At 61.6% G+C, this 19,875-nt stretch carries 19 protein-coding genes; 8 read left to right on the top strand and 11 right to left on the bottom strand.

Features of this window, described 5'->3' with window-relative positions; genetic code table 11:
* Nucleotides 1-52 precede the first annotated feature (52 nt).
* The 5 genes from xth to mnmG all read right to left on the bottom strand — a co-directional run bounded on the left by xth (nt 53) and on the right by mnmG (nt 5,641).
* Nucleotides 53-874, bottom strand: a complete 822-nt coding sequence (gene xth / locus AB4037_RS16105) for an exodeoxyribonuclease III (protein ID WP_434958920.1) — start codon at nt 872-874, stop codon at nt 53-55.
* A 282-nt stretch (nt 875-1,156) separates the two neighbouring features.
* A complete protein-coding gene (locus AB4037_RS16110) occupies nt 1,157-2,035 on the bottom strand; it encodes a ParB/RepB/Spo0J family partition protein (protein ID WP_434958919.1) in 879 nt (292 codons plus the stop codon).
* 9 nt (nt 2,036-2,044) lie between these two features.
* Nucleotides 2,045-2,851: a ParA family protein gene (locus AB4037_RS16115; protein WP_434958918.1), complete on the bottom strand. Its 807-nt coding sequence runs from the start codon at nt 2,849-2,851 to the stop codon at nt 2,045-2,047.
* A gap of 39 nt (nt 2,852-2,890) precedes the next feature.
* Entirely contained in the window at nt 2,891-3,535 is a 645-nt protein-coding gene (gene rsmG / locus AB4037_RS16120; protein ID WP_434958917.1) for a 16S rRNA (guanine(527)-N(7))-methyltransferase RsmG, read from the bottom strand.
* Nucleotides 3,536-3,772: 237 nt separating this feature from the next.
* Nucleotides 3,773-5,641, bottom strand: a complete 1,869-nt coding sequence (gene mnmG / locus AB4037_RS16125) for a tRNA uridine-5-carboxymethylaminomethyl(34) synthesis enzyme MnmG (protein WP_441772190.1) — start codon at nt 5,639-5,641, stop codon at nt 3,773-3,775.
* A gap of 265 nt (nt 5,642-5,906) precedes the next feature.
* Between mnmG and AB4037_RS16130 the strand changes: the two genes are divergently transcribed.
* Both AB4037_RS16130 and AB4037_RS16135 read left to right on the top strand, forming a co-directional pair.
* A complete protein-coding gene (locus tag AB4037_RS16130; RefSeq protein WP_441772191.1) occupies nt 5,907-6,341 on the top strand; it encodes a class I SAM-dependent methyltransferase in 435 nt (144 codons plus the stop codon).
* Entirely contained in the window at nt 6,322-6,648 is a 327-nt protein-coding gene (locus tag AB4037_RS16135) for a hypothetical protein (protein ID WP_441772192.1), read from the top strand. Before AB4037_RS16130 ends, AB4037_RS16135 begins: the two co-directional genes overlap by 20 nt.
* A gap of 3 nt (nt 6,649-6,651) precedes the next feature.
* On the opposite strand, the gene mnmE is transcribed toward AB4037_RS16135, so the two are convergent.
* A complete protein-coding gene (gene mnmE / locus AB4037_RS16140) occupies nt 6,652-7,977 on the bottom strand; it encodes a tRNA uridine-5-carboxymethylaminomethyl(34) synthesis GTPase MnmE (protein ID WP_441772193.1) in 1,326 nt (441 codons plus the stop codon).
* A 109-nt stretch (nt 7,978-8,086) separates the two neighbouring features.
* Between mnmE and AB4037_RS16145 the strand changes: the two genes are divergently transcribed.
* A complete protein-coding gene (locus AB4037_RS16145; protein WP_441772194.1) occupies nt 8,087-10,117 on the top strand; it encodes a thioredoxin domain-containing protein in 2,031 nt (676 codons plus the stop codon).
* Nucleotides 10,118-10,400: 283 nt separating this feature from the next.
* Here AB4037_RS16145 and rho read toward each other — a convergent pair whose 3' ends face one another.
* The 3 genes from rho to hemE form a co-directional block, all read right to left on the bottom strand.
* Nucleotides 10,401-11,666 carry a transcription termination factor Rho gene (gene rho, locus AB4037_RS16150; protein WP_434958912.1) on the bottom strand — a complete coding sequence of 422 codons (1,266 nt, stop codon included), beginning with the start codon at nt 11,664-11,666 and terminating at the stop codon, nt 10,401-10,403.
* Between the two features lie 262 nt (nt 11,667-11,928).
* Nucleotides 11,929-12,369: a protoporphyrinogen oxidase HemJ gene (gene hemJ, locus AB4037_RS16155; protein ID WP_441772195.1), complete on the bottom strand. Its 441-nt coding sequence runs from the start codon at nt 12,367-12,369 to the stop codon at nt 11,929-11,931.
* Between the two features lie 119 nt (nt 12,370-12,488).
* Entirely contained in the window at nt 12,489-13,511 is a 1,023-nt protein-coding gene (hemE, locus tag AB4037_RS16160; RefSeq protein ID WP_441772196.1) for a uroporphyrinogen decarboxylase, read from the bottom strand.
* A gap of 159 nt (nt 13,512-13,670) precedes the next feature.
* Here hemE and AB4037_RS16165 point away from each other — a divergent pair, with 159 nt between their 5' ends.
* From AB4037_RS16165 to AB4037_RS16185, 5 genes are all read left to right on the top strand, one after another.
* The gene (locus AB4037_RS16165) at nt 13,671-13,946 is read left to right on the top strand and encodes a hypothetical protein (RefSeq protein ID WP_441772197.1); all 276 of its coding nucleotides are present in this window, start codon (nt 13,671-13,673) and stop codon (nt 13,944-13,946) included.
* A gap of 285 nt (nt 13,947-14,231) precedes the next feature.
* On the top strand, nt 14,232-15,071 hold the full coding sequence (locus tag AB4037_RS16170) for a pyruvate, water dikinase regulatory protein (protein ID WP_434958908.1): 840 nt from the start codon (nt 14,232-14,234) through the stop codon (nt 15,069-15,071).
* A gap of 10 nt (nt 15,072-15,081) precedes the next feature.
* Nucleotides 15,082-15,702, top strand: coding sequence for an SRPBCC family protein (locus AB4037_RS16175; protein ID WP_441772198.1), 621 nt, complete (start codon nt 15,082-15,084; stop codon nt 15,700-15,702).
* Between the two features lie 22 nt (nt 15,703-15,724).
* A complete protein-coding gene (locus tag AB4037_RS16180) occupies nt 15,725-16,195 on the top strand; it encodes a hypothetical protein (RefSeq protein ID WP_441772199.1) in 471 nt (156 codons plus the stop codon).
* Nucleotides 16,196-16,323: 128 nt separating this feature from the next.
* Nucleotides 16,324-18,378 carry an oxidoreductase gene (locus AB4037_RS16185; protein WP_441772200.1) on the top strand — a complete coding sequence of 685 codons (2,055 nt, stop codon included), beginning with the start codon at nt 16,324-16,326 and terminating at the stop codon, nt 18,376-18,378.
* 12 nt (nt 18,379-18,390) lie between these two features.
* Here AB4037_RS16185 and AB4037_RS16190 read toward each other — a convergent pair whose 3' ends face one another.
* Nucleotides 18,391-19,053 carry a TetR/AcrR family transcriptional regulator gene (locus AB4037_RS16190; protein ID WP_441772201.1) on the bottom strand — a complete coding sequence of 221 codons (663 nt, stop codon included), beginning with the start codon at nt 19,051-19,053 and terminating at the stop codon, nt 18,391-18,393.
* Between the two features lie 36 nt (nt 19,054-19,089).
* The gene (locus AB4037_RS16195) at nt 19,090-19,869 is read right to left on the bottom strand and encodes a transporter substrate-binding domain-containing protein (RefSeq protein WP_441772202.1); all 780 of its coding nucleotides are present in this window, start codon (nt 19,867-19,869) and stop codon (nt 19,090-19,092) included.
* Nucleotides 19,870-19,875: the final 6 nt, after the last annotated feature.

Raw genomic sequence — 19,875 nt, forward strand, 5'->3', positions numbered from 1 at the left:
TTGCGGGCCGGTCTGACCTGCGGCCTCTCGGCTATGTCGCGCTTATGAGCCTTTACTCGATCTCGAACACGCCGGTGACCGGCACGTGATCGGAAGGCTTTTCCCAGCCACGGGCTTGGCTGAGGATCTCGATCGACCGGGCCGTACCGGTCAGGCTCGGGCTCGCCCAGATATGATCGAGCCGTCGGCCGCGGTTGGAGGCGATCCAGTCGGCCGCACGGTAGCTCCACCAGGTATAAAGCTTGGCCGGTTCGGGCGTGAACTCACGCATCAGGTCGATCCAGCCCCCCACCGCGATCATCGCCTTCATCGCTTCCGTTTCAACCGGCGTATGCGAGACCACATCGAGCAATTGCTTGTGGCTCCAGACGTCATGTTCGAAAGGCGCAATATTGAGATCGCCCACCAGCAGTGCACGGCCATTGGCCTGCGGAAAATCGCCGGCAAACCAGGCATGCATCTCCGCGAGAAAATCGAGCTTGTGGCCGAACTTTGGATTGCGCTCACGATCGGGAATATCCCCGCCCGCCGGCACATAGAAATTATGCACGGTCAGGGGCTGCTTCAGCCCTGCTTCGGCGCCGAGGCGGATCGAGATATGACGGGCATCGCCCTTCTGGCAGAACTCACGCTTGTCGACCATCTCGAAGGGCAGGCGCGAGAAGATCGCGACGCCGTGATAGCCCTTCTGCCCATTGAAGGCGATATGTTCGAAGCCGAGCTTGCGCACGTCATTGAGGGGGAACTTGCCGTCCTCGACCTTGGTTTCCTGCAGGCAGAGAATATCCGGGTTCTTCTCCCTTACGAGACGCTCGACCAGCCCCATGCGCAGACGGACCGAGTTGATGTTCCAGGTGGTGAGGGTGATCTGCATGGGAGGGGCACTCGGATGAGGGTGTCATACCGCGCCGACGTGGCGCGGCTAATCGGAAAGCCGGTTGATTAGGTAGCGCTTCCTACGGGAGCCGAAGCCGGTCTTGCCCTCTTCATCGCTGCGTCAGGGCCTTCGGCTCGCCCTGGCCGTGGATGAAGGAGATCGAAAGCGCTCAGCGTTCAATCCAATTCCAGAGCTGGGATCGGACGCCTTATATAATTGATATAGCGCCGCTTTTTTGAAAACCAGCTTCCACTTTGGTTCGCAATGCCGACACGTATTCTAGCCGCGCAGCCGGCGGCAAAGGTCGTCGAGCTGCTCAAGTGATTTGTAGCGAATCTTAAGTTCGCCGCCATCACCACGATGATCGAGCAGAACCCTGAGGCCGAGTACGTCCGAGATGGTTCGCTCCAGCGCAATCGTATCGGGATCTTTCTCGACGCGGCTGCGCGCCCTCAATGTCTTGCCGGCGCTTTGCGACTGATCCTGCACGATGCTCTCGGCGTCCCGCACCGACATGTTCTCATCGATGATCAGCCTGGCCACACTTTCGGGATCGGAAACCGACAACAGAGCGCGAGCATGTCCGGCCGTCAGTTTGCCGCTCACCACATTGGTCTTGATTGCGTCAGGGAGCTTGAGCAGACGCAGCGTGTTCGCCACATGACTGCGGCTCTTGCCGATCACCTTCGCAAGGTCGTTTTGCGAATAGGAGAACTCCTCGATCAGCCGATCATAGCCGACCGCCTCTTCGATGGCGTTAAGGTCCGCGCGCTGGACGTTCTCGATAATGGCGAGTTCGAGCGCCTCCTTGTCCGAGGCCTCGACGATCGTTACGGGTACATCATGAAGCTCGGCACGCTGAGCAGCGCGCCAGCGCCGTTCACCCGCGATGATTTCATAGGCATCCATGCTACCGGCGACGGCGCGCACCAGGATGGGCTGGATGATACCCTTCTCGCGAACGGAATTTGCGAGATCTTCGAGTTCGTCTTCGCTGAAATTCTGACGTGGATTCTTCGGATTGGGCCGCAGGAAGCCCGTCGGCACGCGGCGCTGACCGCGAGCTCGCTCGATCGCCGCCCCTTCGTCACCGGCATCGCCGATCAGAGCAGCCAAGCCGCGTCCCAGGCGCGGGCGCATTTTATCATCAGAGGTCATGGTCGGTCCTTACGCGGCACGCAATAGTTTCTCGCGCTGAATCACTTCGGAGGCGAGACGAACATAGGCCTGGCTTCCCGGGCATTTCAGATCATAAAGCAGGGAGGGCTTGCCGTAAGAGGGTGCCTCCGACACGCGCACATTACGAGGGATCACCGTCTGATAGACTTTCTCACCCAAGAATTCGCGAACATCGGCTACGACCTGCCCGGAAAGATTGTTGCGGGCATCATACATGGTCAGCACCACGCCATGGATGCTGAGATGTGGATTCAGCGAATTGCGAACCTGCTCCACCGTACGCAGAAGTTGGGACAACCCTTCAAGTGCAAAGAATTCACATTGCAACGGCACCAGAACGGCATCCGCTGCCGCCATGGCATTCACTGTGAGAAGGTTGAGCGAGGGCGGGCAATCCACCAGCACATAGGAGCAGCGGAAATCGCTCGACGACGCCAAAGCATGAATGGCTTTGCGCAAACGAAATGCCCGGTCGCGCTCACCAGCGATTTCGAGCTCGACGCCGAGCAGATCCATATTGGATGGCGCGATATGCAGCCGCGGCACCACGGTCTCGACAATCGCCGCGCGCAGATCGCAGTCCCCTACCATCACATCATAGGTAGTGCGCACGCGCTGCTTCATACCGATGCCGAGACCCGTCGAGGCGTTGCCCTGCGGATCGAGATCGATGATCAGCACATCTTCACCGATTGCGGCAAGCGCCGTGCCGAGATTGATGGCTGTCGTGGTCTTGCCGACCCCACCTTTTTGGTTGGCAATAGCGAGAATACGCGGCAACGTCATGGCACCCATCTTTCCTGCAGCCTGAAGCTTGGAAACGGCATCTAAATTTTACTCGCCCAGGTGCTTTGTCGCGGTTTTGATCGAAACAATCTGCCCGGTCGAGTCAGTAAGGCTCGGTATAAATTCTGCCTGGATATTCCAATATTTAGTGGCTTGGGTCAATTCCTGCTCTACATCTTGACCCTTGAGAAACAAGGCTCGAGCACCTGTTTTCAACAACTCCGCGCTGTAATCGAGAAGTTCGACGAGTGGCGCCAGGGCACGAGCTGTGATCAGATCGGCGCGATCTTGCCATTCTGAGACGAAATCCTCGATCCGGACGGCGTGTACCGTCACCGGTGCCCCGGTTATGCGGGCGACCTCGCGCAGAAAGGAAGCCTTGCGGCCATTTGACTCAACCAGATGTACGCGAAACCCAGGAACCGTTTTATTGGCAATCGCCAGGACCATGCCGGGAAAGCCCGCGCCACTACCGAAATCGACAATCGTCCTGGCATCACCAAGTAGCGGGAGCAATTGAGCACTGTCCGCGATATGCCGCGTCCAGATCTGCGGCAAGGTCGACGGTGCCACGAGGTTCTTCACCCTCTGCCAGCGCTGCAGCAGCTCGACATAGAGGTCAAAGTCTCCAACTGTTTCACGTGAAACAGGGAGGGATTGCAGGGCGTCATGGCGGTCGCTATCGAGAGTCATGGCCGGACCATGGCTGATGCAGGCTATAGAGGCAAGTGAGACCTGCAGTAATCCAACGTCATGAAACACCCACATCGAGGGTCTGTTCCCTCAGGCAGGCATGTCCGGCTGGGATCTCCCCACCACACACGGCGCTCCCGTGACCAGGCGCGAGATGCCTACATTGAGAGACATGTCACTCCCAACACCGCTGGCGTCGGTCTGCTCTTAAAAAGATTCGATACGAGTCCGTATCGATCAGAGAGCGGCCCGTGCCGCCCTGCGCTTGCGCAGGGCGGCCAGCAGAAGGGTGGTCGCTGCTGGCGTGATGCCGTCGATCCGGCTCGCCTGGCCAATTGTCCGCGGCTGGACGCTGGCAAATTTCTGCCGTGTCTCGTTGGAAAAGCCGGCCACGGCCTGAAAGTCGAAATCGCGAGGGATTTCAACATCTTCGTCGCGACGGAAAGCAGCCACATCCGCCTTCTGCCGCTCCAGATAGACCGCATATTTTGCTTCGATCTCGACCTGTTCCAGCACGGCGGCTTCGAATTCACCCGCCTCGGGCCAAAGACGAGCGAGATCGGAGAAACCGACATTGGGATAAGCGAGGAGATCGAAGGCTGAGCGTCTCACGCCGTCGCGATTGATGTGAATGCCCGCCACCTCGGCCTGGTTGGGCGTTACCGAAACGGATTGGCTCCAGGCCAAGGCTGCCTCATACGCCGCCTGCTTGGCCTTCCAGGCCAGCTCACGTTCCGTACCGACCAGGCCGAGCGCCAGACCGCGATCGGTCAACCGGCGGTCGGCATTGTCGGCTCGCAACGTCAGACGATACTCCGCCCGCGAGGTGAACATGCGATAGGGCTCGCTGACCCCGCGGGTGACGAGATCATCGATCATCACGCCGATATAGGATTCATCGCGGCGGAAGCTGACGCCGTCGCCGCCGCCCGCCCGGCACGCCGCATTGAGCCCGGCGACGAGACCCTGGGCACCCGCTTCCTCATATCCGGTGGTACCGTTGATCTGCCCGGCCAGGAACAGGCCACGCACCCGCCGCGCCTCCAGGGTGGCGTCGAGTTCGCGCGGGTCAATATGGTCATATTCGATGGCATAGCCGGGGCGGATCATCCTTACCTTCTCGAGGCCGGGAATGGTGGCGAGCATGGCCTGCTGCACATCCTCGGGCAGGGAGGTCGAGATGCCATTGGGATAGACGGTATGGTCGTTCAAGCCTTCCGGTTCCAGGAAGATCTGATGACCGTCCCGTTCGCCGAAGCGGACCACCTTGTCCTCGATCGATGGACAATAGCGCGGGCCGCGACTTTCGATCTGACCGGAATAGATCGGAGCACGGTGGATATTGTCCTGGATGACCCTGTGGGTTTCAGGCGTGGTGCGGGTGATGCCACAGGAAACCTGCGGATTGGGCAGATGCGTGGTCAGTGTCGAAAACGGCTCCGGCGGCTCGTCGCCTGGCTGCATTTCCAGCGAGGCCCAATCGATGGTGCGACCGTCGAGACGGGCCGGTGTGCCGGTCTTCAGACGGCCCAGTTCGAAACCGATACGGGCGAGGGTCCGGGAAAGACCGAGCGCGGGGGCTTCGCCGACACGGCCGGCCGCCATCCTGATGTCGCCAATATGGATGACGCCGCTGAGGAAGGTCCCCGTGGTGAGAACAACCGATCCGCATCCGAATCGATCGCCTTTCGCGGTCAATACAGCCTGGACCTGGCCGTCCGCGATCTCGATATCATGGACCTCGGCCTCGATCACGCTCAGATTGGCCTGCTCGGCGATGACTGTCTGCATGGCGGCAGCGTAGAGGGCGCGGTCCGCCTGAGCGCGCGGGCCCCGCACGGCCGGTCCCTTGCGGCGGTTGAGCACGCGGAACTGGATGCCGCCCTGATCGGCGACGCGGCCCATCAAACCATCGAGCGCGTCTATCTCGCGCACGAGATGTCCCTTGCCGAGCCCACCGATCGCCGGATTGCAGGACATCGTGCCGATGGTGTCGGCGCGATGGGTGATGAGGGCCGTCCGGGCGCCGAGCCGCGCAGCGGCTGCCGCCGCCTCGCAGCCGGCATGACCTCCGCCCACCACGATCACATCGAATTGCTGCTTCATTGGATTGGATCCTTCGCGCGCCTTTTACGCCGAAGGTCTCCACGGGTCAAAGGGAAGGCGTCATGCCGGCGAAAGGTCACATCGGGGCGTACGGCCAACCATGATCGGGGAGACCCGAGCATCAATCAGCAGTGGTAGGAGCGTGCTTCCAGCAGCCTCGATGCCGCCATCGGCGTAAGCCCTTTTGACCTACCCCCTACGCCTTGAACCCGATAACCCGGCAATCTAAGCTGCCTCCTGCTCGATTGACGAAGGAGTTCGGTCGATGTCCTATGAAGCCTATGCAAATTGGAAAGGCTGGGACGCGGCGGAATTCGGCCAATTCAATCGCGGCGAGGACGTCTTCTATAACACGGAAGTCAAGGCGTATCTTCCTTCGGCGCTATCGGGTTCGACGGTCATCGAGATCGGTTTCGGCAATGGCTCTTTCCTCGGCTGGGGCAGGAAGAACGGCCTGACCGTAATCGGCATCGAGATTCAGCCCGTGCTGCGGGAACGAGCCGAGCAGTCTGGCTTCCCTGTGATCGATGACCTTCGGCTGCTGGAGCCACTATCCGCCGATATCGTAGCAGCCTTCGACGTCTTCGAGCACATACCCTACGATTCCTTGCAGGAGATGTGCCGGCAAGCCGGGCGGGTATCTGATCGCCCGCTTTCCCAACGGCGACAGCCCATTTGCGTTGCCCGTCCAGAACGGTGACCCCACCCATGTCAATGCCATCGGCGCCGGCTTCATCGGTGAACTGATGCGCTCCACGGGCTTCGAGCTTCGGGAATTGCGGGCACCCACCGAAACGCCCCTGCATCTTCGCGCCAGGCTGGTACTGCCCATCAAGAAGCTGATGCGTTCGGCCGTACGAGCCTATGTCCGCTTTGCTTTTCTGGGAGCAACGACCCCCTCGACCTTCCACCTCAATTACATGATGATCGCCCGCAAGCCCTCGGAGATCGACGCCAGAAACGGCAAATCCCCGCCGGGAGCCCGGGTCACGGCGTTGCGCGCCTGATCCTCACTTGCCGATGCAGAATTCGCGGAAGATCACGTCATAGATTTCATCGATATCGACCCTGCCCGTCAGGCGGCCGATGGCACGCACCGCCAGGCGCAGGTCCTCGGCGACGAATTCCACCGGCGTCGCCTCATCCGCCGCCTGCACCGTCGCCAGATGCGCCGTCACGGTCTCGAGCTCCCGCCGATGGCGCTCCCGCGTCACCAGGGCGGTCTCGCCGCTCTCCAATGCGGCCCTTGCTGCCTGCTCGAGCCGCTCGAGCAAGGTCGGCATGCCGGCGCCACTGCGGGCCGAAAGGCCGAGCTCGAAACCACCAGGCAAAAGACCTTGGGGCAGGGGATACTGGCTATCGTCCTGCTTGGTAAGGACGCGCATGAGTGGGGCGGGCACAACGGGCGGGGCGGCACGAGCATCTTCAGCCTCGAGCCAGATCACCAGATCGGCGCGATCGAGGCTCGCTTTTGCCCGCTCCACGCCGATCGCCTCGACCATATCCGCGGTCTCGCGCAGGCCGGCGGTGTCGATCAGTGTCACCGGATAGCCGCCGAGATCGAGATGCACCTCCAGCGTATCGCGGGTGGTACCAGCGATAGGCGAGACGATGGCGACGTCGCGCTGGGCCAAGGCATTCAGCAACGTGGATTTGCCGGCATTGGGTGGGCCCGCAATCACCATCACCGCGCCTTCGCGCAGCCGCTCACCGTTTCGCGCACCGGCAAGCGCTGCCCGGATCTCGGCCAGCAAGGTGCCAGCACCGGCACGTACGGATGCAAACAGGGCAGGGACATCCTCCTCGTCGGGGAAGTCGATCTCCGCCTCCATCAGGGCCAGCAGGGCGGCGAGACGCTGCCGCCAGGTCATTGCCACCCGTTCCAGCGCACCGCCCGCCTGGCGTAGCGCCTGCCGCCTCTGGCTTGATGTTTCCGCTTCGACCAGGCTGGCAATGCCCTCCGCCGAGGTCAGGTCCATCCGGCCGTTGGCGACGGCGCGCCGGGTGAATTCGCCACGCTCGGCCAAGCGAAAGCCCGGCAGAGCGGCGAGCGCGGCGATCACACCGGAAATGATGGCCCGGCCGCCATGCACCTGCAACTCGGCGACGTCCTCGCCTGTGAAGCTGGCCGGTCCCGGAAAGAACAGCACCAGGGCCTCGTCGAGCACTTCTCCGCTTTTCGGATCTTTCAGCCGTCGCAACGCGGCACGGCGAGGCTGCGGCACATCGCCGGCAATCGTTTCCAACCCGAATCGAACCGAAGGCCCCGACAACCGAATCACGGCGATGCCGGCACGGCCGACACCCGAGGCAAGCGCGACAATGGTCTCAGCCATGCATGAAAACTCCAGCAAGCCCGGCAACTTCCCGCCTCCGCGACACAGCCACGCTTTTACTTCCCACCCGGCGACCCCATACTCTCTTATCGAAAGAGAGGCTGCCATCATGTCCACCGCGCTGCAAAACAACCTCGCTCATGAAACCAGCCCCTATCTGATCCAGCACGCCGGCAATCCCGTGCATTGGCAGCCCTGGGGCGAACAGGCCCTGGCGCGTGCTCGGGCCGAGAACAAACCGATCCTGCTCTCCGTCGGCTACGCCGCCTGCCATTGGTGCCACGTCATGGCGCATGAGAGCTTCGAAAATCCCGATATCGCCGCCGTCATGAACGAGCTTTTCATCAACATCAAGGTGGATCGCGAGGAGAGGCCCGATATCGACCAGATCTATATGGCCGCTCTCCACGCTCTCGGGGAGCAGGGCGGCTGGCCGCTCACCATGTTCCTAACGCCCGGCGGCGAACCCTTCTGGGGCGGCACCTACTATCCGCCCGAATCGCGCTATGGCCGTCCCGGTTTCGTCGACGTGCTCCAAGCCATCGCCAAGGCCTATCACACCGATTTCGAAAGGGTCGGCCGCAACCGCCAGGCGCTCCTCGACGTGCTCGATCGTATCCCCCAGCGTGGCGATCGCGCTTTCGACGCCAACGGCCTCGCCCAGGCCATCAGCGCATTGGCCGGCATTACCGATCCCATCAATGGCGGCACCAAAGGCGCGCCGAAATTCCCCAACGCATCCTATCTCGAACTGCTTTGGCGTGGCGGGCCGGGCAGCGAGGCCCGCAAGCTGATGCTGCTGACGCTGGAACGCATCTGTCAGGGTGGCATCCGCGATCATGTCGGCGGCGGTTTTGCCCGCTACAGCGTTGATGAATATTGGCTGGTGCCGCATTTCGAAAAGATGCTCTACGACAATGCCCAGTTGCTCGAACTGCTGGCGTTGGCCTGGCAGGAGACCAAACGCGATCTCTTCCGCCAGGCAGCCACCGAGATGGTCGAATGGCTGCAACGCGAGATGATGGCAGGCGATGGCCAGATCTCGAACGGATTGGCCTTCGCCGCCTCGCTCGATGCCGATTCGGAGGGGCATGAAGGGCGCTTCTATGTCTGGAAACCCCATGAACTCGTCGAGATCCTCGGCGTGGACGATGCCGAATTCGTCGCCCATACATTCGACATCGCCGACGGCGGCAATTGGGAAGGCCAATCCATTCCCAATCGCCTCGACAAGCCGGACCTCGAACCGGCTCTCGAGATCGGCTGGCAGGACCTGCGACCCAGGTTGATTGCCGAGCGGGCCAGGCGCGTCGCACCAGCCCGCGACGACAAGGTCCTGGCCGACTGGAATGGCCTCGCCATCGCGGCGTTCGCTCGAGCCTCCGTCGTGTTCGGCAAGCCGGGCTGGCTCGATCTCGCCCGGACAGCCTTTCGTTTCGTCGCCGAATCCATGGCCGACGGGCCGCGGCTCGGCCATTCCTGGCGTGACGGCCGGTTGCTGAAGCCGGGCCTGGCCACCGATCTTGCAGCCATGATCCGCGCCGCGCTTGCCCTTCATGAAGCCGGAGCGGGACAAGATTATCTCACTCAGGCCCTGGGCTGGGCGGAGGCAATCGAACACGATTATGCGGATGTCGAGGGCGGCGGCTATTTCCTCACAGCCAGGGATGCCGCTGCCCTTATCACCCGACCACGCTCTACCCTCGATGATGCCGTTCCCAACGCCAATGGCATCATGGCGGACAATCTCTTCCGCCTCGCTGTCCTAACAGGTGAGGAGCGCTGGCTGCAGCGGGGAGACGAAGTGCTGACCGCCCTGTCGCCGGCAATGGCCGGGAATGTCTTCGGGCACGCTTCCTTGCTCAACGCCCTGGACCTGAGGCTCCACGGCCTGGAGATCGTCGTGAGCGGCCACGGAGAAACAGCGGAACGGCTATACCATGCCGCTCTCGATCAACCCTTCCCGACCAGAACCGTCGTCCGGGTCGAAAGCCCCGAGGATCTGCCGGAGGGCCATGCGGTGCGCAATGCCGGTGTCAGCGACGAGCCAGCGGTCTTCGTCTGCTCCGGCCAGCGGTGCTCGCTACCCGTCAGGGACGAGGCCGGTCTGGCCACGGCGATCGGTTCCATGCGGGGATAAGGAAGGGGGGGCGCTTCCCGAAGAAGCGGGCCTGTTTCACGTGAATCATTGTGCGCTTGTTTCACGTGAATCAGGCCTGGGGATGATTCACGTGAAACAGGGTTAACTTTGGAGCGCGGACATCCTGTCCGCTTTTCCTCTCTTCCCATTTGTAGCGCTTGTGGACAGGAAAAGCGGACAGGATGTCCGCGCTCCAGAGCTGTTCCGCTTCCGAATCGGTGCTCATAGCAAAACGGCCCGGCATTGCTGCCGGGCCGTTCTGGACAATCCTGATTGATGTATCTCAGGTATTCATCGAATCGAAGAAGTCCGCGTTGAGCTTGGTCTGCCTGAGCTTGTCGAGCAGGAACTCGATGGCATCGACCGTACCCATCGGGTTGAGGATGCGGCGCAGCACATACATCTTCTTCAAGATATCGCTGGGAACCAGCAGCTCTTCCTTGCGGGTACCCGAGCGGGTGATGTCGATCGCCGGGAAGACGCGCTTGTCGGAAACCTTGCGGTCCATAATGATTTCCGAATTGCCGGTGCCCTTGAACTCTTCGAAGATCACCTCGTCCATGCGCGAACCGGTTTCGATCAACGCGGTGGCGATGATGGTCAGCGAGCCACCCTCTTCGATGTTACGGGCGGCACCGAAGAAGCGCTTGGGCCGCTGCAGGGCATTGGCGTCGACACCACCGGTCAGCACCTTGCCGGAGGACGGCACGACGGTGTTGTAGGCGCGGCCCAGACGCGTAATCGAATCGAGCAGGATGACCACATCGCGGCCATGCTCGACCAGGCGCTTGGCCTTTTCGATCACCATTTCCGAGACCTGCACGTGGCGGGCGGCTGGCTCGTCGAAGGTAGAAGACACCACCTCGCCCTTCACCGAACGCTGCATGTCGGTGACTTCTTCCGGACGCTCGTCGATCAGCAGCACGATCAGATAGCATTCGGGATGGTTGGCGGTGATCGATTGGGCGATGTTCTGCAAGAGCACGGTCTTGCCGGTACGCGGCGGAGCGACCACCAGAGCGCGCTGGCCCTTGCCGATCGGGGCTACGATATCGATGACGCGCGAGGAATAATCCTTCTTGGTGGCGTCTCCGATTTCGAGTTTCAGCCGCTGGTTGGGATAGAGCGGGGTGAGGTTATCGAAATTGATCTTGTGTTTGGTCTTGTCCGGATCTTCGAAATTGATCGTGTTGACCTTGAGCAGGGCGAAATAGCGTTCGCCATCCTTGGGAGAGCGGATAATGCCCTCGACCGTATCGCCGGTGCGCAAGCCGAATTTGCGGATCTGCGAAGGCGATACATAGATGTCATCCGGGCCGGGCAGATAATTGGCCTCCGGCGAGCGCAGGAAAGCGAAGCCGTCCTGTAGCACCTCGACGACACCCTCGCCGACGATCTCGACCTCGCGATTGGCGAGCTGCTTGAGCACGGCGAACATGAGTTCTTGCTTGCGCATCGAGGAGGCGTTCTCGACCTCGAGTTCCTCGGCAAAGGCAAGCATTTCGATTGGGGTTTTGGATTTGAGATCCTGAAGTTTGATTTCCCGCATGGGGGTCCTTGTTGGGAGGATCGATTCGTTTCATGACGCGCATTGAAAAGCGCGAATAGAAGGATTCTTTGGGGGGAACAGGTCTTGTTATCGCCAGACTTGGTCTTGCGTCAGCGCCGTGGTCGGGTTCAATACCCATACCCTCGAGACGCCAGCCTGCAATGGGAGGAGAAGCACTTTATACAGCCGGCCGCTGGCCTCGGCAAGCGATCGGCAGAGTCAATTTCTGAAAAAACGGACAATTTTAGAAAACGTGAAATCCTCAGAAAGGCTTCACCACCACCAGGATGACGATCAGGATCATCAGCACGGTGGGAATTTCGTTGATCATCCGGAAGAATTTCGCCGGGCGAATATTGCGGTCCTCGGCAAATTCCCGCGTCAGCTTGCTGAACCAGCCATGCACGCCCGAAAGCAAAAGCACGAGCAGAAACTTGGTTTCGAACCAGTGCGCGCGGTAAAAACCGGACGACCACACCAGGAGAAGGCCGAAAATCCAGGTCGCGCCCATCGCCGGATTGATGATGGCCTTCAACAGGCGACGCTCCATCACCTTGAAGGTCTCGCTCTGGATCGAACCCTTGGCAGCCTCGGCGTGATAGACGAACAGGCGCGGCAGATAGAGCATGCCTGCCATCCAGGCGATCACGGCGATAATGTGCCCCGCCTTTACGAGATCATAGGCCGTACCGCCGTATTCCATCACGTCATTCCTGCTATTTGGTGCTGCCGCCCCTTCTCCTCATCGGGGGAAGGCTGCTTTGCGGCATTGGGCTGTCGCCAGTCCATCGTCTATTCAAACAGGACTGGATACTAGCAACCCTAGCCCCTGATTCGCTTCAGCATCTGTTCGACATGGGCAATCGGGGTCTGCGGCACGATGCCGTGTCCCAGGTTGAAGATGAAGGGTCTGCCTGGAAGGGTTTCGAGGATACGGTCGAGTGCCCGGTTAAGCGGATCGCCACCTGCCACGAGCGCAAGCGGATCGAGATTGCCCTGCACCGGTTTCAACGGCTGCACTTCGCGCGCGGCCCAGGCCGGATCAACAGCCCAGTCGAGTCCGACGGCATCCACCGCCACGGCCTCGGCATAATTGCGATAGAAGGATCCGGCGCCGCGCGGAAAACCGATGATACGGGCTTGCGGATGACGCGCCCTGACACCGTCGACGATGCGCCTGTTAGGTTCGATCGTCCAGCGTACAAACTCATCCGGCGGGAGAATACCGGCCCAACTGTCGAATATTTGGACAGCGTCGACGCCATTTTCAAGCTGGGCAGCGAGATAATCGATCGAAGCCGATACCAGCCGGTCGATCAGAGCCGTGAAGAAGGCCGGATCCTGATAAGCGGCAAGGCGGGCCGGCACCTGGTCCTTCACCCCGCGGCCGGCGATCATATAGGTGGCCACCGTCCAGGGTGCCCCGCAAAAGCCGAGGAAGGTCACATCGGCCGGGAGCGCCGTCTTGACCTGGCGGATCGTCTCGAAGACCGGCGCCAGATGTTCGAGATCCACGCGGGACTTGAGCTTGGCCAATCCGGCAAGGTCCGTGACCGGCTCCAGCCGCGGGCCTTCACCTTCCTCGAACCAGACCTTCTGCCCCAAGGCATCAGGCACCACCAGAATGTCCGAGAACAGAATGGCGGCATCGAAACCGAAACGCCTGATCGGCTGCAAGGTCGCCTCCACGGCGAGATCAGGCGTGTAGCAGAAATTCAGAAAGCTCGAAGCCTTGGTCCTGATAGCCCGGTATTCCGGCAGATATCGTCCCGCCTGGCGCATCAGCCAGACTGGCGGTACCGGTTGGGCCTTGCCGGCAAGGACGTCGAGGAGAGGTTTGGTCATATCGGTCAGACTTTCCAAAGCGTCTTGTGGTTTGAATGAATCACCTCAAATCGCAAAGACGCGTCCAACCAGTGATCTAGAGCAAAAGGGCGTTTCCACCAAAACGCGCTTTGCTCCGGGCAACACCAAACAGGGCATTGGATCGAACCGGAACCTCGATTGGCTCGCCCTGCTGAAAGATTGAAACGTCGCTGGCGTATCGGATCCATTCGGGAGGGGCGTTCGGAAATCCAGCCCGGCGAAAGAATTCACCCGATCCAGCCTACCGCCAAAGAAAATAAAAAAGAGAGATATGAATCTTCATTCTCCTTCTTCTTAACGCCTCGTTTACCGTGCTTCCTCGCCGTCCACAATCTATTCACAGGCGACATCGGAAGGCCGCCAAAAATTCGATATGAAAAATGCGGAAAAAACAGCGCGGATTCCGGCCATTGAATCAAGGCGATGGCAGCAAGCCAAGGGGGAGGGCGCAGACTCGCACTTAGCGGCTTATGAGTCTTTTGCAGCCGAGCGTACGGAATCCCATCCCAAGCAATCAGCCTGTTGATGAAAAATCGGACTCTTCCACAGGCCTTCTTAAGATCGGGTTAAGGCGCTTCATCTGTCCCCACTTGTCCACAATGCCGTCCCACGCCAATCCGAAAGTTACCAACCCATTTCGGCGTTTTCCGGCGAAGCCCATCTGTGGACCTTGCCGGGAAACTCTGCTTAGGTCCTGTCATGGTCACAAGAAGCTTCTTCCACCTTCACCTGGTTTCGGACTCCACCGGTGAGACCTTGATCATGGCCGGGCGAGCCGTCGCTGCCCAATATCCGGCGGTCTCGGCGCTTGAACACATCTACCCGCTGGTGCGCAGCGAACGCGATCTCGATCGCACCATTGCGGAGATCGAAGCCAATCCGGGTGTGGTGCTCTACACCCTGGTTGAGCCCCAACTGGCGGAGCGGCTGGAGCGTAGCTGCCGCGAAATGGGCGCTCCGGTGCTGTCGGTACTGCAGCCGATCTTCGACCTGTTCAAATCCTATCTCGGCACCGAAGTGATGGTGAAGCCCGGTGCCCAGCATGTGCTGAATGCCGACTATTTCCGCCGCATCGACGCTCTCAACTACACGATGATGCATGATGACGGGCTGATGCCGACCGATTACGACGAAGCCGACGTGCTGCTGCTCGGCGTCAGCAGAACCTCCAAGACGCCGACTTCGATCTATCTGGCTCATCGTGGAGTGAAAACCGCCAATATTCCCCTGGTGCCGGGCGTGCCCCTGCCGCCGGAGGTCGAACATCTGAAAAATCCGCTGATTGTCGGCCTGTTCGCCTCGCCCGAACGTATCGTGCAGATCCGCGAGAACCGCGTGCTGACGCTCAGCCCCCACCACGAAGTCGACACCTACACCGATCGCATGTCGGTGGCCGAGGAGATCGCCCAGTCCAGGCGCCTATTCTCCCAGCGCGGCTGGCCGATGATCGACGTCACCCGCCGTTCGATCGAGGAGACGGCCGCAGCCATCCAGGGCCTGTTGCGCGCCCATCGCCGCGCCCGCATCGTGGAGACGTGAGGAAGAGCGCATGCGGGTTCTGGCGTGGTTGGCGGGAATCCTGGGATGCATTCTCCTGGCCTATTACGGCGGAGGCTCTCTTCTGCCTGACCATGCCAGCATCTATCGCAAGATGGAGATCGGCCGGCCGCCTTCCGCCGTGTTCTCCCTGATCAACGACCTCAAAACCTTCGACCAGTGGTGGCTGTTCACCAGTACGAATCCGGCGCAACGACCAGATCAGGCCGGCCCGGCGACGATCAGCGGGCCTCCATCCGGCGTCGGCCAGAAACAGATCTGGTTGGTTCGCAACGCATCCGATCGGCAGTTGGAGATCCTCGGCCAGCTCGAAATCGTCGAGAGCGAGGCCGATCGGCATGTTGCCATTGCCGTCGATGTCCCCGACTGGCTGTCGGGGCGCTTTCGTTTCGATCTCGGCGGCAGTGGCAATACCGAGCTTGAATGGGCGACCGATGTTGCGCTGGATACAACCTTCAAGCGCTGGGCCGGCTATTTCTTGGCCGACAAGGCCATAGGTGCACTCGAGGAGATCTCGCTGGTGCAGCTCAAGGAGCTGGCGGAAACCGGGAAGATCCGCCGACCCGATCCGGTCAAGCCGGCGAAAACGGTCTCTCCACCCACGGCAAGCTGAACAGGTTTGGGAACGATTGACGATGATCGCCGATGCAACGCCCGTGGCGCCGAGACCCCGGCCCGTTCTGGGTTTTCTCGTCTACCTCGCCTTCAGCCTTATCGGTATCGCCCTCGCTTCGCTCACCGCGGCCCTGACCTATATCGGCGCGATGATGGTCCGGTCCGACGCCGGTCTCAGTGACGCCGGTGATGTCCCGACCCTGATCGGTGCCTTGGCCTATATGACCGCATTGCTCGCCGGCCTGCCGGCACTCCTGACCCGCGCCCTCATGCATCTGCTCGGCTGGCAGGCGCCCTGGCCCTATATGGCGGCGGCCGCGATCGTCGCGGCCGTCGGCTCGGTCTATCTGATGTTCGGTACCGAATGGATTTCCAACGGGAGCGCCGAACTTGCCGGCGTGGCCCTCGGCTTCGGTTTGATGGGCGCGTTGTGCGGCCTGGTGTTCTGGCTGGTGGCCGTACGATTGCCCGACCGCCTTTTGAGGGGCTAGCCACCCCACCCCGATAGATTGGTCGCCACGTTTAGCCTGAATCTCGGCCAGGCGCCGGAGGTAACTTGCGTTCTGCCGTAAAAAGTCTATTCTTGTTGTACAATCGTTCAACAAGAGATTGATCCGAGATGCCCCGCAATCCGCGATACGACATCCTGTTCGAGCCGGTTCGGATCGGTCCAGTCACCGCACCCAACCGCTTCTACCAGACGCCGCACGCCACCGGCATGGGCTATCTCAAGCCTGAAAGCGGCGCCAAGCTGCGCGGCATCAAGGCCGAAGGCGGCTGGGGCGTGGTCTGCACGGAATATTGCTCGATTCACCCCAGTTCGGACGATTCCCCGTTCGGCTTTCTGACGCTGTGGGACGAGGACGATATCAGGGCGCTCATGCCCACCGTCGAGGCCATCCATGCCCATGGTAGCCTGGCCGGCGTGGAGCTGTGGCATGGCGGTTCACATGCCAATAATCGCCTCACGCGCGAGCCGATCCTGGCGTCGTCGGCCCGTCCGGCCCTGATTCCACAGCCGGGCAGCGCACGCGCCATGGACAAGGCCGATATCAAGGCCTTCCGAACCTGGCACCGCGACGCAGCCCTGCGGGCCAAACGGGCCGGCTTCGACATTGTCTATTGCTATGCCGGCCACGATTATCTGCCGTTCCAATTCCTGTCGCCCCGCCTCAATCTGCGCGGGGACGAATATGGCGGCAGCCTCGCCAATCGCGTCAGGCTGCTGCGGGAGTTGATCGAGGACACGCATGAGGCCGTCGGGGATCGCTGCGCGGTTGCCGTGCGCCTGTCGGTCGACGAATTGCACGGGTCCCGCGGCATCACCTCGCAAGGGGAAGGTCGGGAAATCCTGGCCATGCTGGCAGAGCTGCCGGATCTATGGGACGTCAACGTCTCCGGCTCGCTCGGCAATGATTCCCGCTCCGCCCGCTTCAGCGACGAGGGTTTCCAGGAGGAGCATGTCGGCTTCGTCAAGGGCCTCACCACCAAGCCGGTGGTGAGCGTCGGGCGGTTCACCTCGCCCGACAGCATGGTGAGCCAGATCCGGCGCGGCATCCAGGATTTCATCGGCGCCGCCCGTCCCTCCATCGCCGATCCCTTCCTGCCGAGGAAAATCGACGAAGGCCGCGAAGACGAGATCCGTGAATGCATCGGCTGCAACATCTGCCGCTCGGCCAACAACGAGGCCGTGCCGCTGCGCTGCACGCAAAACCCCACCATTGGCGAAGAATGGCGCCGCGGCTGGCATCCCGAGCGCATCGAGGCGGCCGCATCGTCCTCGCGCGTGCTGGTGGTGGGAAGCGGCCCGGCGGGCCTGGAATGCGCCCTCACCCTCGGGCGGCGCGGCCATCGGGTGATGCTGGCCGAGGCCGGGCGCAAGCTCGGCGGGCGCATCAATCGCGAATCCAGCCTGCCCGGGCTCGCCAGTTGGGTCCGCGTGCGCGACTATCGCCTGCATATGATCGGCAAGCTCCCGGCCATCGACCTCTTTCCCGAAAGTCGGTTGAGCGCCGAGGATATTCTGGCGCTCGAGGCCGACCATGTCGTGCTGGCTACCGGCAGCCGCTGGCGGCGCGACGGTATCGGGAGTCTTGGCGAGGAAGCGGCGGAACTCGGTGTCGGCGCGATACTCACGCCCGACGACGTCTTCGCCGGTGCCGAGATCAGTGGGCCGGTGCTGATCTATGATGACGAGCATTACGCCGTCGGCGGTGCGCTGGCCGAGAAATTGAGCAAGGAAGGTCACCAGGTGTATCTGGTGACACCGGCGGCCATGCTGTCGAGTTGGACAGTGATGACCGACGAACAATTCTTCATCCAGAAGCGTTTGTTGGAACTCGGCGTGAGGCCGCTGCTCAGTCAACGTCTCACTAGTGCTGCCAATGGCGTGGCGGAACTGGCTTGTGTCTATACCGGGCGGATCCGCAGGCACGAATTCGGCACGCTCATCCTGGTCACCGGGCGGGTGGCGGAGGATAGCCTTTATCGCGATCTCACGGCCATGACGGGGCAATGGCAAGCGGCCGGCATCCGTTCCGTTACCCGCGTCGGCGATTGCCTGGCACCCTCGTCGATCGCCGATGCGGTGCATGCCGGCCATCGCTGGGCTCGCGAGTTCGACAGGCCGCCGGCCGAGATCGCGCCGCGCCGGGAACGGCCGATACCGGCCTGATCTGTCCTGCACCTATCGCAAGGGACCCAGCGCGCTTTCCAGCAGGCCGAGACTGGCTTCCTCGGCCTCGGCCGGGGTTACCACCTTGTCGTCGAGACACCATTCCAGCCAGAGGCCATCGACCAAGGCGATGAAATTGCGGGCGAGCCTGGCGGCATCGACCTGCCGGCCGCGATGGGCGGCGATGGCGGTGATTTCGAGGGCCAACTCGCTGCGGTAAGCCTCGTAGAGGCGGCGATGGGCCTGGCGCAGCTTGTCATTGACCGCGATCTCGCCCCAGAGCGCCAGCCAGACCAGGAGATTGTCGCGTGTGAAGGAGCGAGGCTGGAAATTGGAGCGCACCAGCCCGAGCAGGACGGTCTCGGGCTGGCGCTGCGCCGGGTTTTCCCGCTGCCGGCGGGCCTGCGCGATATGCTCGCTGACGCTTTCGTAGAGCGAAGACTGGTAGACCTCGACCAGGAGATCGTCGAGGCTGCCGAAGTGGTGGTTGATCAGGCCGCGCGAGACCTGGGCTTCCTTGCAGATGCTGTCGATGGTAAAGGCGGCGATACCGCCCTTGGCCAGGGCGCGTATGGCCGCCTCGATCAGCTGACGCCGGCGGACTTCCGCGGTTTCGCGGTTGAACCGGGGGGGGCGCTTGGCTGGGCGGGGCGGTGCAGGCGAGGTTGAGGTCAAACCGGATCGCTTTCTCCCGGCACCGGCCTGACGCCCTCAATCCTTGGGCGGCGTGCCGATATCGAAGCTGAAATATGTCCTGGCGAGCTTGTCGAACTCACCGCTCTTGTAAACGGCAGTGATGCCCGCATCGAGCTTGGCCTTCAAGTCGATATCGCTCTTGCGCAGGCCGCCGGCGATACCCCCCTCGAAAATCGGGTCCTTGGGTATGTTCTTGACCTCGCAGCATTCGCCATCCCCACCCTTGAGAAAGTCGGCCAGCGCAATGCTGTCGGCCAGACCGAGATCGAGCCGGCCGGCGACGAGATCGGCATTGGCGGCATCCTGGGTCGAGTAGGTCTTCACGATAGCCTCGGGATAGGCGCGAGCGATATAATCGGCATAGATCGTGCTCGTCTGCACGCCAACGGTCTTGCCCTTCAGGCCGCCGGGCGAGAAGTCGAAGCTGTCGCCCTTGGCGCCGACGAAATGGGCTGGGGTGGTATAATAGGGAATGGTGAAGGCGACCTGCCGGGAGCGTTCCGGCGTGATGCCCATCGAGGCCCAGATCACGTCGATCTTGTTTGAATTGAGCGCCGGGATGATGCCGTCCCAGGCGGTCTGCACGATCTCGCAATCGAGCTTGGCGGCCTTGCACACGGCCTTGGCGAGATCGACTTCGAAACCGGCCCATCGCCCTTCGGCATCCTTGGCCGCGAAAGGCGGATAGGGCTCGGCGGCAAGGCTGACGCGGATGGAAGCCGCCTCGGCCCCGGTCATGGCAATGAAGAACAGGGTGGCGGCGGCGATACAACGCGTCCCGATATGAAGAGGCATGGTGTC

It is taken from the genome of Labrys sp. KB_33_2 (genome assembly GCF_052114505.1).
Taxonomy (GTDB): Bacteria; Pseudomonadota; Alphaproteobacteria; order Rhizobiales; family Labraceae; genus Labrys.

Coding starts and splice junctions, on each gene's coding strand:
- xth (WP_434958920.1), bottom strand. CDS start 874: ATGCAGATCACCCTCACCACCTGGAACATCAACTCGGTCCGTCTGCGC.
- AB4037_RS16110 (WP_434958919.1), bottom strand. CDS start 2,035: ATGACCTCTGATGATAAAATGCGCCCGCGCCTGGGACGCGGCTTGGCT.
- AB4037_RS16115 (WP_434958918.1), bottom strand. CDS start 2,851: ATGGGTGCCATGACGTTGCCGCGTATTCTCGCTATTGCCAACCAAAAA.
- rsmG (WP_434958917.1), bottom strand. CDS start 3,535: ATGACTCTCGATAGCGACCGCCATGACGCCCTGCAATCCCTCCCTGTT.
- mnmG (WP_441772190.1), bottom strand. CDS start 5,641: ATGAAGCAGCAATTCGATGTGATCGTGGTGGGCGGAGGTCATGCCGGC.
- AB4037_RS16130 (WP_441772191.1), top strand. CDS start 5,907: ATGTCCTATGAAGCCTATGCAAATTGGAAAGGCTGGGACGCGGCGGAA.
- mnmE (WP_441772193.1), bottom strand. CDS start 7,977: ATGGCTGAGACCATTGTCGCGCTTGCCTCGGGTGTCGGCCGTGCCGGC.
- AB4037_RS16145 (WP_441772194.1), top strand. CDS start 8,087: ATGTCCACCGCGCTGCAAAACAACCTCGCTCATGAAACCAGCCCCTAT.
- rho (WP_434958912.1), bottom strand. CDS start 11,666: ATGCGGGAAATCAAACTTCAGGATCTCAAATCCAAAACCCCAATCGAA.
- hemJ (WP_441772195.1), bottom strand. CDS start 12,369: ATGGAATACGGCGGTACGGCCTATGATCTCGTAAAGGCGGGGCACATT.
- hemE (WP_441772196.1), bottom strand. CDS start 13,511: ATGACCAAACCTCTCCTCGACGTCCTTGCCGGCAAGGCCCAACCGGTA.
- AB4037_RS16170 (WP_434958908.1), top strand. CDS start 14,232: ATGGTCACAAGAAGCTTCTTCCACCTTCACCTGGTTTCGGACTCCACC.
- AB4037_RS16175 (WP_441772198.1), top strand. CDS start 15,082: ATGCGGGTTCTGGCGTGGTTGGCGGGAATCCTGGGATGCATTCTCCTG.
- AB4037_RS16180 (WP_441772199.1), top strand. CDS start 15,725: ATGATCGCCGATGCAACGCCCGTGGCGCCGAGACCCCGGCCCGTTCTG.
- AB4037_RS16185 (WP_441772200.1), top strand. CDS start 16,324: ATGCCCCGCAATCCGCGATACGACATCCTGTTCGAGCCGGTTCGGATC.
- AB4037_RS16195 (WP_441772202.1), bottom strand. CDS start 19,869: ATGCCTCTTCATATCGGGACGCGTTGTATCGCCGCCGCCACCCTGTTC.